The following is a 14508-nucleotide window of genomic DNA, read 5'->3' as shown; positions in this document are numbered from 1 at the left end:
AACTCCTGATCGTTTTGAAGGTGTCGAACCATGACAGTCGCCATCGATCGCGCGACCGGCAAGCGCCGCGGTGACCGCGGGCCTCGGCCCGGGCTGGGGCAGCGCATCAGACACGGCTACCAGAAGTACTGGTACGCCTACGCGATGATCGCCCCGGTGGTCGTCGTACTCGCCGCCATCGTGGGCTATCCGCTGATCCGCGGCGTCTATCTGACCCTCACCGACGCCAACAGCCTCAACTCGGCGCGCACGATCGGCGTCAACCACATCGCGGCCACGTACAAGTTCATCGGGCTCGGCAACTACAAGGACATCCTGTTCGGCCCGCTGTCGTACGACCGGTTCTGGTCGCACTTCGTGTGGACCGTCGTCTGGACGGTCGCCTGTGTGGCCCTGCACTACACCCTCGGCCTGGGCCTCGCGCTCATGCTCAACGAGAAGCTGCGCGGACGCACCCTCTACCGGGTGCTGCTGGTCGTGCCCTGGGCCGTGCCGACCTTCGTCACGGTCTTCTCCTGGCGGATCATGCTCTCCGACTCCGGCGTGTTCAACCAGGTCCTGCACGCCCTGCACCTGCCCCAGCCGCAGTGGCTGGAGGACACCTTCTGGCAGCGCTTCGCCGCGATCATGGTCAACACCTGGTGCGGTGTGCCGTTCATGATGCTCTCGCTGCTCGGCGGCCTGCAGTCCATCGACTCCTCGCTCTACGAGGCGGCCGAGATGGACGGCGCGAGCGCCTGGCAGCGCTTCCGGCACGTCACCCTGCCGGGGCTGAGGTCCGTCAGCTCCACGGTCGTGCTTCTCGGCATCATCTGGACCTTCAACCAGTTCGCCATCATCTTCCTGCTGTTCGGCCCGACCAGCGCCCCCGACGCGCAGATCCTTGTCACCTGGGCCTACTTCCTGGGCTTCGGACAGCAGCCGCGCGACTTCGCCCAGTCCGCCGCGTACGGCGTACTGCTGCTGTCGATCATCACCGTCTTCACCTCCTTCTACTTCCGCTGGCTGAAGCGCAATGACCAGCTCGCCGTCTGACGCCGCAGGAGCCGCCGCCATGAGCACCACGACCCTCGAGAAGACAGCGGCCGCACCGGCCCCCGCCGCCCGGACCTCGCGCCGGACCCGCCGGCGCGGCGAGCGCGGCCCGGTCGGCACCGCCCTGCTGCACGGCGGCCTCGCCGTCGCGAGCCTGATCGCGCTCGCCCCGGTGGCCTGGCTGGTCTTCCTGTCTCTGGGCCCCGAGAAGGACGACTATCTGCACCCGGGCAAGATCCTGGGAAAGGTCACCTTCTCCAACTACAGCTTCGTGCTCCAGCACACCGGCTTCTTCGACTGGTTCAAGTCGACGATGATCGTGGCCGTGGGCACCACCCTGATCGGTGTCTTCGTCGCCGCCACCACCGGCTACGCGGTCTCGCGGATGCGCTTTCCCGGCTACAAGCAGCTGATGTGGGTCCTGCTGCTGACCCAGGCCTTCCCGATCGCCATCCTGATCGTGCCGATGTACGAGATCTTCAGCGAGCTGGATCTCATCGACACCTACTGGGCGCTGATCGTCATCAACTGCACCACGGCGGTGCCGTACAGCGCCTGGCTGCTCAAGGGGTACTTCGACACCATCCCCTTCGAGATCGACGAGGCCGGACGCGTCGACGGGCTCAGTCCGTTCGGCACCTTCTTCCGGCTGATCCTGCCGCTGGCCCGCCCCGGGCTGGCCGTCGCGGCCTTCTACAACTTCATCACCGCGGTCGGCGAGGTCGCCTTCGCGACCACGTTCATGCTCGACGACTCGAAGTACACGTTCGCCGTCGGCCTCCAGACCTTCGTCAGCGAGCACGACGCGCAGTGGAACTACATGGCCGCCACCGCGGTGTTGATCGCGATACCCGTGTCCGTGTTCTTCTACCTTGTCCAGAAGAACCTGGTGACCGGCCTCACCGCGGGCGGGACCAAGGGCTGACCCGCCTCCCAGAGCCCCCGCGCGCCTGATCCGCGCGGGTGGCGGCCGCGGTGTCGTTCCGACCCCGCTGACACCGCGGCCGCCGCGTCACCCCCGCCCCTTCGCATGACTCCATGACCCCGACTCCTCCCCGCCCGGCTCCGCCCGGGCGGGGGACCCCCACCGCATCAAGGACGCCATGAGCCAGCACTCCGCCGACCCGGCCCCGAACACCGCCCTCGCCACCGTCGCCACCCACCGCGACTGGTGGCGTGACGCGGTGATCTACCAGGTCTATCCGCGCAGCTTCGCCGACAGCAACGGCGACGGCATGGGCGACCTGGAGGGCGTACGTTCCCGACTTCCGTATCTGCGCGACCTCGGCGTGGACGCCGTGTGGCTCAGCCCCTTCTACGCCTCGCCGCAGGCCGACGCCGGCTACGACGTCGCCGACTACCGCGCCGTCGACCCCATGTTCGGCAACCTCCTGGACGCCGACGCGCTGATCCGCGACGCTCATGGGCTGGGGCTGCGCATCATCGTCGACCTGGTCCCCAACCACTCCTCCGACCAGCACGAGTGGTTCAAGCGGGCGCTCGCGGAGGGGCCGGGCTCGCCCCTGAGGGAGCGTTACCACTTCCGCCCCGGCAAGGGCACGAACGGCGAGCTGCCGCCCAACGACTGGGAGTCCATCTTCGGCGGCCCGGCCTGGACCCGGGTCACCGAGTCCGACGGCACGCCCGGCGAGTGGTACCTGCACCTCTTCGCGCCCGAGCAGCCCGACTTCAACTGGAACCACCCGGCGGTCGGCGACGAGTTCCGCTCGATCCTGCGCTTCTGGCTGGACATGGGGGTCGACGGCTTCCGCATCGACGTCGCCCACGGCCTGGTGAAGGCGGAGGGCCTGCCCGACCTCGGCGGCCACGACCAGCTCAAACTGCTGGGCAACGATGTCATGCCGTTCTTCGACCAGGACGGTGTGCACACCATCTACCGGCAGTGGCGCACGATCCTCGACGAGTATGCGGGCGGCCGGATCTTCGTGGCCGAGGCCTGGACGCCGACCATCGAGCGCACCGCCCACTACGTACGCCCCGACGAACTGCACCAGGCCTTCAACTTCCAGTACCTGGGCACCCACTGGGACGCGGCGGAGCTCCGCACGGTCATCGACCGCACCCTCGACGCGATGCGCCCGGTCGGCGCCCCCGCCACCTGGGTGCTGTCCAACCACGATGTCACCCGCCACGCCACCCGCTTCGCCAACGAGCCCGGCCTCGGCACCCAGATCCGGCTGGCGGGCGACCGCGAGCTGGGGCTGGGGCGCGCCCGCGCGGCCACGCTGCTGATGCTGGCGCTGCCCGGCTCGGCGTACCTCTACCAGGGCGAGGAACTCGGTCTGCCGGACGTCGTGGACCTGCCGGACGAGGTGCGTCAGGACCCCGCCTACTTCCGGGGCGAGGGGCAGGACGGCTTCCGTGACGGCTGCCGGGTGCCGATCCCGTGGACCCGCACCGGATCGTCGTACGGCTTCGGCAGCGGCGGCAGCTGGCTGCCGCAGCCCGCGAACTGGGGCGACCTGAGCGTCGAGGCCCAGCAGGGGGTCCCCGGCTCGACCCTGGAGCTGTACCGCACCGCCCTCGCCGTGCGACGCGAGCAGCCCGGGCTGGGCGCCGGCGACTCGGTGGAGTGGCTGAGGGCGCCCGAGGGGGTGCTCGCCTTCCGCCGCGGGGACTTCGTCTGCGTCGCCAACACCACGGGCGAGGCGGTCACGGTTCCGTCGTACGGCCGTGTCCTGGTCGCCAGCGGTGAGGTGACGGAGGCGAACGGCGGGACCAGGGTGCCCGCCGACACCACCGTGTGGTGGACCGCCGTCTGATCCGGCGCAAGCTTTTCATCGGGTTTCAGGGGCCCGTCGTCCGACCGGGACGGCGGGCCCCATCGTGTGCCCGCACCGGGTGATGCGGCGTCAACCAGCCGCAACCGACCACTATTTCGCGTAGGTGACAGGAACATGTCCGAGGGGTTGACCGTCGAGGTCGGGGCTCGTACGGTCTGCTGCACTGCAAGTAGTTGAAAACTTGCAGTAATTGCCTTCACGGGATCTCGGAGTCCGTCAGAGACCCCTCAGCAGATCCTTCAACGGAGAAGGACCCCCACATGGCCAGTAGAACGCTCTCCGGCGCCCTCGCCCTCGCGGCGGCGGCGTCGGTCGCACTCGCCGTCCCCGCCGGGACCGCGTACGCCTCCCCGCCCGGCACCAAGGACGTCACCGCGGTCCTGTTCGAGTGGAACTTCGCCTCGGTCGCCAAGGAGTGCACCAACACCCTCGGCCCGGCAGGCTACGGCTACGTCCAGGTCTCCCCGCCCGCCGAACATATACAGGGCCCCCAGTGGTGGACGTCGTACCAGCCGGTGAGCTACAAGATCGCGGGCCGCCTCGGCGACCGCACGGCCTTCCAGAACATGGTCAACACCTGCCACGCGGCCGGTGTGAAGGTCGTCGTGGACACCGTCATCAACCACATGTCGGCGGGCAGCGGAACCGGCACGGGAGGCTCGTCGTACACGAAGTACGACTACCCGGGCCTGTACTCGTACGCCGACTTCGACGACTGCACCTCCCAGGTGACCAACTACCAGGACCGTTGGAACGTGCAGCACTGCGAGCTGGTGGGCCTCGCCGACCTCGACACCGGCGAGGAGTACGTCCGCAAGACCATCGCCGGCTATATGAACGACCTGCTCGGCCTCGGCGCGGACGGCTTCCGCATCGACGCCGCCAAACACATCCCGGCGGAGGACCTCGCCAACATCAAGTCACGGCTGACCAACCCCTCCGCGTACTGGAAGCAGGAGGTCATCTACGGCGCGGGCGAGGCGGTCCAGCCGAGCGAGTACACCGGCAACGGCGACGTCCAGGAGTTCCGCTACGCCTACGACCTCAAGCGGGTCTTCAACAGCGAGAAGCTCGCCTACCTGAACAACTTCGGCGAGGGCTGGGGCTATCTGAGCAACTCGGTCGCCGGGGTGTTCGTGGACAACCACGACACCGAGCGCAACGGCTCGACCCTGAACTACAAGGACGGCGCCAACTACACCCTGGCGAACGTCTTCATGCTGGCCTGGCCCTACGGCGCCCCCGACATCAACTCCGGCTACGAGTGGTCCGACGCGGACGCGGGGCCGCCCAACGGCGGTGCGGTGAACGCCTGCTGGCAGGACGGCTGGAAGTGCCAGCACGCCTGGCCGGAGATCAGGTCCATGGTCGCCTTCCGCAACGCCACGCGCGGCCAGGCGGTCACCAAGTGGTGGGACGACGGCAACAACCTCATCGCGTTCGGCCGCGGCAGCAAGGGCTATGTGGTGATCAACCACGAGAGCACCGCGGCCGACCGGTCGTACGAGACCTCGCTGCCCGCCGGCACCTACTGCGATGTGCAGGGCAACAGGACCGTGACGGTGAACAGCAGCGGCTGGTTCCAGGCGTCCGTCGCCCCGAACACCGCGCTCGCCCTCTATGCGGGGAAGTCGAGCTGCTGACCCGCTGACCGGCCCGTACCCCCGCGGTGCCCTCCGGCGGATCCGCCGGAGGGCACCGCGTCGTGCCCGCGCCCCAACAGCTGTGCCCGGACGGCGGATCGGGGCCGGGCCGAATTGGCTCTGAAAGTACTTGCCGTGAGTTTCATGACTCTTGCTGTAAGGCTTTCGTCGGCGGTACGGTCGCGCGGGCGCCCGGCGACGCAGCCGTCCCGTGGCGCAGGGGTCGGACCCGATTGAGCCGCAATCGCAAGGAGTTCACGCCTGTGATACCGAGATGGCCGACGCCCCCGAGGCGTCGTACCCCCAGCCGGAGAAGGGTCACGGCCCTCACCGTCGCCGCGCTCGCCGCGGCGCTCCTGCCGCCCCTCGCCGCCAGGGCGGCCACCCCGCCCGCGCCCCCCTCCGACGCGCGGCTCGCGGCCGAGCCCGCCCGGCACGACGACACCCGCGAGCAGTTCTACTTCGTGATGCCGGACAGGTTCGCCAACGGCGACACCTCCAACGACCGGGGCGGCCTGACCGGTTCACGGCTCGCCACCGGATACGACCCCACGGACAAGGGCTTCTACCAGGGCGGCGACCTCAAGGGCCTGACCCGGAAGCTCGACTACATCAAGGGCCTCGGCACCACCGCCATCTGGCTGGCCCCGATCTTCAAGAACCAGCCCGTGCAGGGGACCGGGGCCGACGCCTCGGCCGGGTACCACGGTTACTGGATCACCGACTTCACCAAGGTCGACCCGCACTTCGGGACCAACAAGGACCTGGCGGACCTCATCTCCAAGGCGCATGCCAAGGGCATGAAGGTCTTCTTCGACGTCATCACCAACCACACCGCCGACGTCGTCGACTACGAGGGCGCCTCGCACGACTACCTCTCCAAGGGCGCCTTCCCGTATCTGACCAAGGACGGCCGCCCCTTCGACGACGCCGACTACGCGGACGGCACGAAGAGCTTCCCGCCGGTCGGCACCGGCTCCTTCCCGCGCACGCCCGTCGTGCCCGCCGCGAAGAAGAACATCAAGGTCCCGTCGTGGCTCAACGACCCGACGATGTACCACAACCGCGGTGACTCCACCTACGCCGGCGAGAACGCCACCTACGGCGACTTCTCCGGCCTCGACGACCTGTGGACCGAGCGCCCCGAGGTCGTCAGCGGTATGGAGAAGATCTACCAGCGCTGGGTGCGGGACTTCGGCGTCGACGGCTTCCGGATCGACACCGTGAAGCACGTCGACATGGAGTTCTGGACGCAGTGGGCGACCGCGCTCGACCGGTACGCCGCCGCGCACGGCCGCAGGAACTTCTTCATGTTCGGCGAGGTCTACTCCGCCGACCCGTCGATCAACGCGCCGTACGTCACCCAGGGCCGCCTGGACGCCACGCTCGACTTCCCCTTCCAGGAGGCGGCCCGGGAGTACGCCTCCCAGGGCGGCAGCGCACGGAAACTCGCGGGTGTCTTCGCCGACGACTACAAGTACACGACCGACAAGGCCAACGCGTACGAGCAGGTCACCTTCCTCGGCAACCACGACATGGGGCGGATCGGGTACTTCCTGAAGCAGGACAACCCGAAGGCGTCCGACGCGGAGCTGCTGAAGAAGGACGAGTTCGCCGACGAGGTGATGTTCCTCAGCCGCGGCAACCCCGTCGTCTACTACGGAGACGAACAGGGCTTCACCGGCTCCGGCGGTGACAAGGACGCCCGGCAGACGATGTTCGCCTCCAAGGTCGCGGACTATCTTGACGACGACGAGATCGGCACCGACCGCACCCACGCGAGCGACGCGTACGACACGAGCGCCCCGCTCTACCGTCAGATCGCCGCTCTCTCCGCACTGCGCAAGGCCAACCCCGCCCTCGCCGACGGGGTCCAGACCGAGCGCTACGCGGCCGACGGCGCCGGCGTCTACGCTTTCTCCCGCACCGGCACCGACGGCACCGAGTACCTCGTCGCCCTCAACAACGCCGACGAGCAGAAGACGGCCGCCTTCGTCACCGGCTCCGCGGACATGACCTTCCGGGGCATCCACGGGACGGACGCGACGGTCCGCAGCGACGCCGACCGCAAGGTCAGCCTCACCGTCCCGGCCTATTCCGCCGTCGTCCTCAAGGCCGTCCGCCCGCTCGGCGCGCCCGCCAGCAGGCCGACGATCACCCTGAAGGCCCCGGACGCGGGCGCCACCGGCACGGTCGAGGTCTCCGCCGACGTCGAGGGCGGACAGCTCAACCGTGTCGTCTTCGCCGCCCAGACCGGCAACGGCCCCTGGCGGACCCTCGGCTCCGCCGACCATGCCCCATACAAGGTCACCCAGACCCTCGCCAAGAACGTCCCGGCCGGAACCGCCCTGCGCTACAAGGCGGTCGTGATCGACTCGGCGGGCCGGACGGCGAGCGCGACGGCGGACAGCACGACCGGCACCCCGCCGGCCCCCCAGGTCCCCACCGCCTCCTCCCGCGACTACGCGATCGTCCACTACAAGCGCGCCGACGGCGACTACGGCGACTGGGGCCTGTACGCCTGGGGCGACCTCGCCGACGGCGAGGCGACGACCTGGCCGGACAGCCACCCCTTCGTGGGCCGCGACGCCTACGGCGCCTTCGCCTACGTCAAGCTGAAGCCCGGAGCCTCCAGCGTCGGCTTCCTCGTCATCGACAAGAACGGCGACAAGGACGTCTCCACCGACCGCACCATCGACGTCACCAGGACCGGCGAGGTCTGGGTCGAGCAGGGCAAGGAGACCGTCCTCACCGAGAAGCCGACGGCCGACTACCCGCCGCAGGACCGGACGAAGGCCGTCCTCCACTACCACCGAGCCGACGGGAACTACGACGGCTGGGGCCTGCACGTCTGGACGGGCGCCGCGAACCCCACCGACTGGTCCAGCCCGTTGAAGCCGGTACGGACCGACGCGTACGGCGCGGTCTTCGAGGTGCCGCTCGCCGAGGGCGCCACCAGCCTCAGCTACATCATCCACAAGGGCGACGAGAAGGACCTCGCCGCCGACCAGTCGCTCGACCTGACGGCGAACGGCCACGAGGTGTGGCTGCTGAACAGCCAGGAGAAGTACCTGCTGCCGCAGCCCGCGGGCAGCTCGGCCGCCCTCGACCTGAGCACCTCCAAGGCGGTGTGGATCGACCGGGACACGCTCGCCTGGAACGGCGTCGACGGCGCCGCCTCCACCCAGCTCCTCTCCTCCCGCGACGGCTCGATCGCCGTGAAGGACGGGACGCTGACGAGCGACGACGAGCGCTGGCTGCGACTGACGAGGACCACGCTCACCGACGCCCAGAAGGCCAAGTTCCCCTATCTGAAGGACTACACCGCCTGGTCCGTCGACCCGCGCGACCGCGGCCGGGAGCGCGAGGCCCTGAGCGGCCAGCTGGTCGCCTCGCAGCGGGCCGCGAACGGGGCGGTGCTGGCGGCGACGGGCGTCCAGATCGCCGGCGTACTCGATGACCTGTACGACGCGACGAAGGCCGATCTCGGACCGACGTTCCACCACGGCAGTCCCACGCTGGCCGTCTGGGCGCCGACCGCACAGTCGGTGCGGCTCGAAGTGGGCGGCTCCACGGTCGCCATGCGGCGGAACGCCACCACCGGCGTCTGGTCCGTCACGGGCCCGGCGTCCTGGAAGAACAAGCCCTACCGCTATGCCGTGAAGGTGTGGGCGCCGAGCGTCCGGAAGATCGTCACCAACAAGGTCACCGACCCGTACTCCCTCGCCCTCACCGCCGACTCCGCGCGCAGCCTCGTCGTCGACCTGAACGACCGGTCCCTCGCCCCGAGCGGCTGGTCGCATCTGAAGAAGCCGAAGGCGGTGCCGCTCAGGGACGCCCAGATCCAGGAGCTGCACATCCGGGACTTCTCCGTCGCGGACAAGACCGTGCCGGCCAAGGACCAGGGCACCTATCTCGCCTTCGCCGACACCAGGAGCGACGGCTCCCGGCATCTGCGCGCGCTGGCGAAGGCGGGCACCTCGTACGTCCATCTGCTGCCGGCCTTCGACATCGCGACGATCCCCGAGAAGAAGTCCGAGCAGCAGACCCCCGGCTGCGATCTCGCCTCCTACGCGGCCGACTCCGACCGGCAGCAGGCCTGTGTCGCTGCCACCGCCGCGAAGGACGCCTACAACTGGGGCTACGACCCGTACCACTTCACGGTCCCCGAGGGCTCGTACGCCACGGACCCGGACGGCACCGGGCGCACGGTCCAGTTCCGCACGATGGTCAAGTCCCTCAACGACGACGGCCTCAGGGTGGTGATGGACGTCGTCTACAACCACACGGCGGCGAGCGGCCAGGCGGACACCAGCGTCCTGGACAAGATCGTGCCCGGCTACTACCAGCGGCTTCTCGCCGACGGGTCGGTGGCGAACAGCACCTGCTGTGCGAACACCGCGCCCGAGAACGCCATGATGGGCAAGCTCGTCGTGGACTCGCTCGTCACCTGGGCCAAGGAGTACAAGGTCGACGGGTTCCGCTTCGACCTCATGGGCCACCACCCGAAGGCCAACATCCTCGCGGTGCGCAAGGCGCTGGACGCGCTGACCCCCGCGAAGGACGGGGTCGACGGCAAGAAGATCATCCTCTACGGCGAGGGCTGGAACTTCGGCGAAGTCGCGAACGACGCCCGTTTCGTCCAGGCCACCCAGCAGAACATGGCCGGCACCGGCATCGCCACCTTCTCCGACCGGGCCCGTGACGCGGTGCGCGGCGGCAGCCCCTTCGACGCGGACCCGGGCGTCCAGGGCTTCGCGTCCGGCCTGTACACCGACCCCAACGCGTCCTCCGCCAACGGCACTCCGGCCGAGCAGAAGGCCCGGTTGCTGCACTACCAGGACCTCATCAAGGTCGGTCTGACCGGCAACCTCGCGAAGTACCGCTTCACCGACGACGACGGCAAGGAGGTCACCGGCGCGGAGATCGACTACAACGGCGCCCCCGCCGGCTACGCGGACGCCCCCGGCGACGCCCTCGCCTACGTGGACGCGCACGACAACGAGTCCCTGTTCGACGCGCTCACCTACAAACTGCCCGCCGCGACCGGCGCGTCGGACCGGGCCCGGATGCAGGTGCTGGCGATGGCCACGGCCGCCCTCTCGCAGGGACCGGCCCTCTCTCAGGCGGGCACCGACCTGCTGCGCTCGAAGTCGCTGGACCGCAACTCCTTCGACAGCGGTGACTGGTTCAACGCCGTCCACTGGAACTGCGCGGACGGCAACGGCTTCGGGCGCGGGCTGCCGATGGCGGCCGACAACCAGTCCAAGTGGACCTACGCCAAGCCGCTGCTGGGCACGGTCACGGTGGGCTGCCCGCAGATCGACGGCGCCTCCGCCGCCTACCGGGACCTGCTGAGGATCCGTACGACGGAGAAGGCGTTCTCCCTCGGCACGGCCGCGCAGGTGCAGGACCGGCTGTCCTTCCCGCTGTCCGGGAAGGACGAGACACCCGGTGTGATCACCATGACCCTCGGCGACCTGGTCGTGGTGTTCAACGCGACGCCCGAGCGGCAGGAACAGCGCGTCCAGACGCTCGCCGGGGCCCACTACCGGCTGCACCCGGTGCAGGCGGCCGGTGCGGACGCGGTGGTGAGGACCTCCTCCTACGCGGCGGCCACGGGCACCTTCGCCGTCCCGGCGCGCACGGTGGCGGTGTTCTCCCGGGGCACGTGACGACGCACCCCGGCAACGGGGCCGGGTCCGCTCGCGGGCCCGGCCCCACCCGTGCGTGCGGGAGCCGCTCGGGAGGGACCCCACGGCGACTAGGGTGAACCGTGTCGTCGTAGAACAGGAGTGCTCATGCCGCAGATCACCGTCGACTACTCGGCCCGGCTCGCCGAGGACTTCGACCGTCCCGGATTCGCCACGGCGCTCCATGCCGCGACCGTGGAGATCGCGGCGGCGAAGCCCACCGCATGCAAGACGCAGTTCCGCCGGACCGAGGACACCGTGGTCGGCCCCGACACCGAGGGGCACGCCGTGGTGAGCATCTCCATCGGCCTGCTGGCCGGACGCACCGAGGAGACGCGGGTCCGGCTCGCCGAGACCGCGCTGGAACTGCTGCGCCAGTATGTGAAGCCCGCCGGGGGCCTGGCGCTGCACGTCTCGGCCGAGGTGCGCGACCTCGACCCGTCGTACCGGACGGTCGACGCCTGAGCCGTCAGGACGCGAGGGCGATCAGCCGGGCGACCAGGTCACCGAAGGGGCCGTCGGCCGGCTCGTCCTTGAACATGGAGCGCACCACCGCGGCCAACTCCTTGTCGTAGGCGGCGCCGACGGCCGTAAGCGCGCCGAGGTCGTGCACCAGCTGGCTCTCCAACTCGGCGCGCGGAATGCGCCGGCCGTCCAGCCAGAGCAGCGCGGTCGACTCCGCGAGCGAGATCCAGGAGCGGATGATCAACTCCAGTCGCGCGGGCGGCTCCTCGATCTCCAGGTGCGAGAGAATCTGCTCGTACGCGGCCTGGCGCACCGAGTCGATGAGGGCATTCGTCGTCGACGAGCCGACCGCCGGGCCGCCGCGCATCAGTGCGGAGAAACCGGGGCCGTGCTCGTCCACGAAGTCGAAGAAGCGGCGCATCACCCGGAGCAGCCGTGCCCCGAGGGGACCCTCGTGCGGCTCCGTGAACCGGTTCGCCAGATCGTCCGCGGCCCGCCGCAACGCGGCCTCGTACAGGCTGAGTTTGCCGGGAAAGTAGTGGTAGACCAGCGGACGCGAGATGCCCGCGGCCGACGCTATCTCGTCGATGGAGACCTCGTCGGGGGAGCGCTGGCTGAACAGTTCGAGGGCGACGCCGATCAGCTGCTGTCGACGTGCCTCGACTCCCATTCTGCGACGTACCCCGGTAGTCATACGAACACCTTACCGATCGAATCCGGCCTTGAACCGGCAGGATCCCTGTGGCGTGTTCACATCTCCGGCACAACTCCCTCACCGTACCCCCGTGCTTCGACGGCCGGTTCGGTCCGTGCTCACCGAAGTCCGCCGACCGTCCTCCCGTCGGTCAGGGTGCCCCTCAGCCCGGCCCGGGCCCCCTGCCTCGTCCGCACCGCCAGCAGGCTTCCTCGCGCCGACCCGCTCACCTCGCCGGTCGTCCGGACGGACGCGGTGTCGTTGCTGCCCGCGGCGAGCAGGTACCAGGTGCCCTCCGCCGACTTCCACAACACCCCGGCCAGCACATGAGGATCCTTCGCCCCGCACGCCGCGACGCCCTCGGCCTGCGCCGCGACCGCCCCGGACCGCCCGCCCGGGGTGCGGAACTGCGCCAGCACCCGCGGGGCGTCGCCCCGCCAGGTGTCCGCCCGGGTGCACACCCACTGCGCGGCCCCGGACCCGTCCGGCAGCGACTGCCGCGCGTACTCCCACGCGTTGACGGACCGCACGCCCTGCGACCGCACCGCCGCCAGCGAGCACGCCAACGGTGCCCAGGTGCGCAGGGCCGCCGCCCCGGACGCCTCCCGGGGGCCGGCCGGCCGCCCCACGGTGAGATGCGCCGGCATCAGCTCCCCGAGATCGGCCAGCACCCGCGTACCCGAACCGTCCGTCAGCTGCAGCACGTTCCATGACGCGCACGCGCCGCTCTGCTGCGCCGGGCTCGCGAGCGGCGCGGTCACCCCGTCCGCCGGACGCAGGTCCATCGCCCCGGCCGACGGTCGCACCAGGTCCCGCTGCACCGCGGCGCGCACCCAAGGGGCCGTCAGGTAGCGGACGTTGCCGTCGGCGCGGTCCAGCACCAGCGCCTCCGCCTCGGCCCCGGCCGCCGCGTCCGCCCGGGCGAGGTCGAGCGCCGCCCCGTCCGTGCCGTCCCTCGGCTCGGCGTAGCGCACGATGCGCAGACCGTCGTAGAAGACCACCACGCGCGCCGCGTCGACCCGGCCCGCGTACAGCAGCTGCGGCGGGCCGGCGGGGCCGCCCGAGGGCGTGCCGGGGGTGGCCGAGACCCGTACGGACTCCCCGGGCCGCGCCCAGACGGCGAGCGCGCGCCGCAGCAGCCCCCGGTCGCCGGTCAGAGCGCCGCGGGCGGGCCACACGGAGAAGTCGGTGCGCGCCGACGTCCGCCACGCGGCGGGGGCCGCCCTGGTCACCTGGGCCGGATCCAGGGCCGCCCGGGCGGCCGGGTTCTGCGCGTCGGCGGGGGCGGCGGCGCCGTCCGGACCCCAGCCGCCGCGCGGCACCGCCAGCAGCGCGCCGCACACCGCGACGGCCGCCGCGGCCGCGAGCGCGGCCTTGGTGTGCTGCCGCCGCCGCATCAGGTCGGTCGGCCGGGCCTGGAGCGCACACGGGTCGAACTCGGGGGAGTGCAGCAGCGCGTCCTCGGCCGGTACGGCCGCGGCCTCGCGCAGCGCCGCCGCCGGGTCCGTGACGCCCGCCGCGGACAGCACCCTGCGCACACCGTCCTCGGGAAGTTTCTCCAGACCGCGCAGCACATGGGCGGCGCGGGCCGGCGCGGACAGCGCGGACAGCCGCTGGTCCAGGGCGAGTTCATCGGCGCCGCCCGAGCGCGGGAACAGCCGCAGCCCCCACACCTGGGGCAGCAGCGGCGGCAGCTGGGACCGCTTCGGCCAGGCCGCGCCCCGAAGCGGCCGGCCCGCCTCCAGCGCCGTACGCACCACGCGCAGCCGCAGCAGGGCGTAGCCCGGGTCGCCGACGCCGCCCTCCGCCGGGCTCCCGGTTCCTCCCGCACCGCCGGAGCGGTGGGACGCGCCCGCGCTGTGCCGGCCGCCGCTCTGGGAGGGGAGCACGGCCGAGAGGGCGCGCCCCCGGGGCAGTGCCCGCTGGACGAGGCCGTGCGCGGTCAGCACCCGGCGGTTGCGGCCGAGGCCCGGCGGCAGCACCAGATAGGCCAGCCGGACGAGCCGGGGATAGTGCTCGACGAGCGTGGCCTCGGCCTGCTCGACGTCGATGACCGGACCGGAGGCCGATGCGGGGTGGGGGGCGACGTCCTGTGACTGCACGTTCAGCAGAACGAGCGAAACGGTGGTTGGTCACCTGGACGGCCGAGCGCAGGGGAGCGGTCCGCCGGCGTG

The 14508-nt window shown here is 70.7% G+C and carries 8 protein-coding genes; 6 read left to right on the top strand and 2 right to left on the bottom strand.

Annotation, left to right across the window (positions count from 1 at the left end; translation table 11 throughout):
* The first annotated feature begins 30 nt into the window (after window positions 1-30).
* The 6 genes from AB0L95_RS12745 to AB0L95_RS12720 all read left to right on the top strand — a co-directional run bounded on the left by AB0L95_RS12745 (window position 31) and on the right by AB0L95_RS12720 (window position 11640).
* On the top strand, window positions 31-1035 hold the full coding sequence (locus AB0L95_RS12745) for a sugar ABC transporter permease (protein ID WP_365161108.1): 1005 nt from the start codon (window positions 31-33) through the stop codon (window positions 1033-1035).
* A gap of 19 nt (window positions 1036-1054) precedes the next feature.
* Window positions 1055-1960, top strand: a complete 906-nt coding sequence (locus AB0L95_RS12740; RefSeq protein WP_365161106.1) for an ABC transporter permease subunit — start codon at window positions 1055-1057, stop codon at window positions 1958-1960.
* 178 nt (window positions 1961-2138) lie between these two features.
* Window positions 2139-3818, top strand: coding sequence for a glycoside hydrolase family 13 protein (locus AB0L95_RS12735; RefSeq protein WP_365161104.1), 1680 nt, complete (start codon window positions 2139-2141; stop codon window positions 3816-3818).
* 281 nt (window positions 3819-4099) lie between these two features.
* The gene (locus tag AB0L95_RS12730) at window positions 4100-5482 is read left to right on the top strand and encodes an alpha-amylase family protein (protein ID WP_365161102.1); all 1383 of its coding nucleotides are present in this window, start codon (window positions 4100-4102) and stop codon (window positions 5480-5482) included.
* Window positions 5483-5745: 263 nt separating this feature from the next.
* Window positions 5746-11157, top strand: coding sequence for a pullulanase-type alpha-1,6-glucosidase (gene pulA / locus AB0L95_RS12725; RefSeq protein ID WP_365161100.1), 5412 nt, complete (start codon window positions 5746-5748; stop codon window positions 11155-11157).
* Between the two features lie 126 nt (window positions 11158-11283).
* Window positions 11284-11640, top strand: a complete 357-nt coding sequence (locus AB0L95_RS12720; protein ID WP_365161098.1) for a 5-carboxymethyl-2-hydroxymuconate Delta-isomerase — start codon at window positions 11284-11286, stop codon at window positions 11638-11640.
* Between the two features lie 4 nt (window positions 11641-11644).
* Here AB0L95_RS12720 and AB0L95_RS12715 read toward each other — a convergent pair whose 3' ends face one another.
* Window positions 11645-12334 carry a TetR/AcrR family transcriptional regulator gene (locus tag AB0L95_RS12715; RefSeq protein WP_365161096.1) on the bottom strand — a complete coding sequence of 230 codons (690 nt, stop codon included), beginning with the start codon at window positions 12332-12334 and terminating at the stop codon, window positions 11645-11647.
* 119 nt (window positions 12335-12453) lie between these two features.
* Window positions 12454-14436, bottom strand: a complete 1983-nt coding sequence (locus tag AB0L95_RS12710; protein WP_365161095.1) for a hypothetical protein — start codon at window positions 14434-14436, stop codon at window positions 12454-12456.
* Window positions 14437-14508: the final 72 nt, after the last annotated feature.

This window comes from Streptomyces sp. NPDC052036 (genome assembly GCF_040680495.1).
Classification (GTDB): domain Bacteria; phylum Actinomycetota; class Actinomycetes; order Streptomycetales; family Streptomycetaceae; genus Streptomyces.
The sequence above is the reverse complement of the archived record's forward strand: the minus strand, read 5'-3'. Positions and strand labels throughout refer to the sequence as shown.

What these genes read in the sequence shown, in the direction of transcription:
- AB0L95_RS12745 (WP_365161108.1), top strand. Translation starts at nt 31, where the DNA reads ATGACAGTCGCCATCGATCGCGCGACCGGCAAGCGCCGCGGTGACCGC.
- AB0L95_RS12740 (WP_365161106.1), top strand. Translation starts at nt 1,055, where the DNA reads ATGAGCACCACGACCCTCGAGAAGACAGCGGCCGCACCGGCCCCCGCC.
- AB0L95_RS12735 (WP_365161104.1), top strand. Translation starts at nt 2,139, where the DNA reads ATGAGCCAGCACTCCGCCGACCCGGCCCCGAACACCGCCCTCGCCACC.
- AB0L95_RS12730 (WP_365161102.1), top strand. Translation starts at nt 4,100, where the DNA reads ATGGCCAGTAGAACGCTCTCCGGCGCCCTCGCCCTCGCGGCGGCGGCG.
- AB0L95_RS12720 (WP_365161098.1), top strand. Translation starts at nt 11,284, where the DNA reads ATGCCGCAGATCACCGTCGACTACTCGGCCCGGCTCGCCGAGGACTTC.
- AB0L95_RS12715 (WP_365161096.1), bottom strand. Translation starts at nt 12,334, where the DNA reads ATGACTACCGGGGTACGTCGCAGAATGGGAGTCGAGGCACGTCGACAG.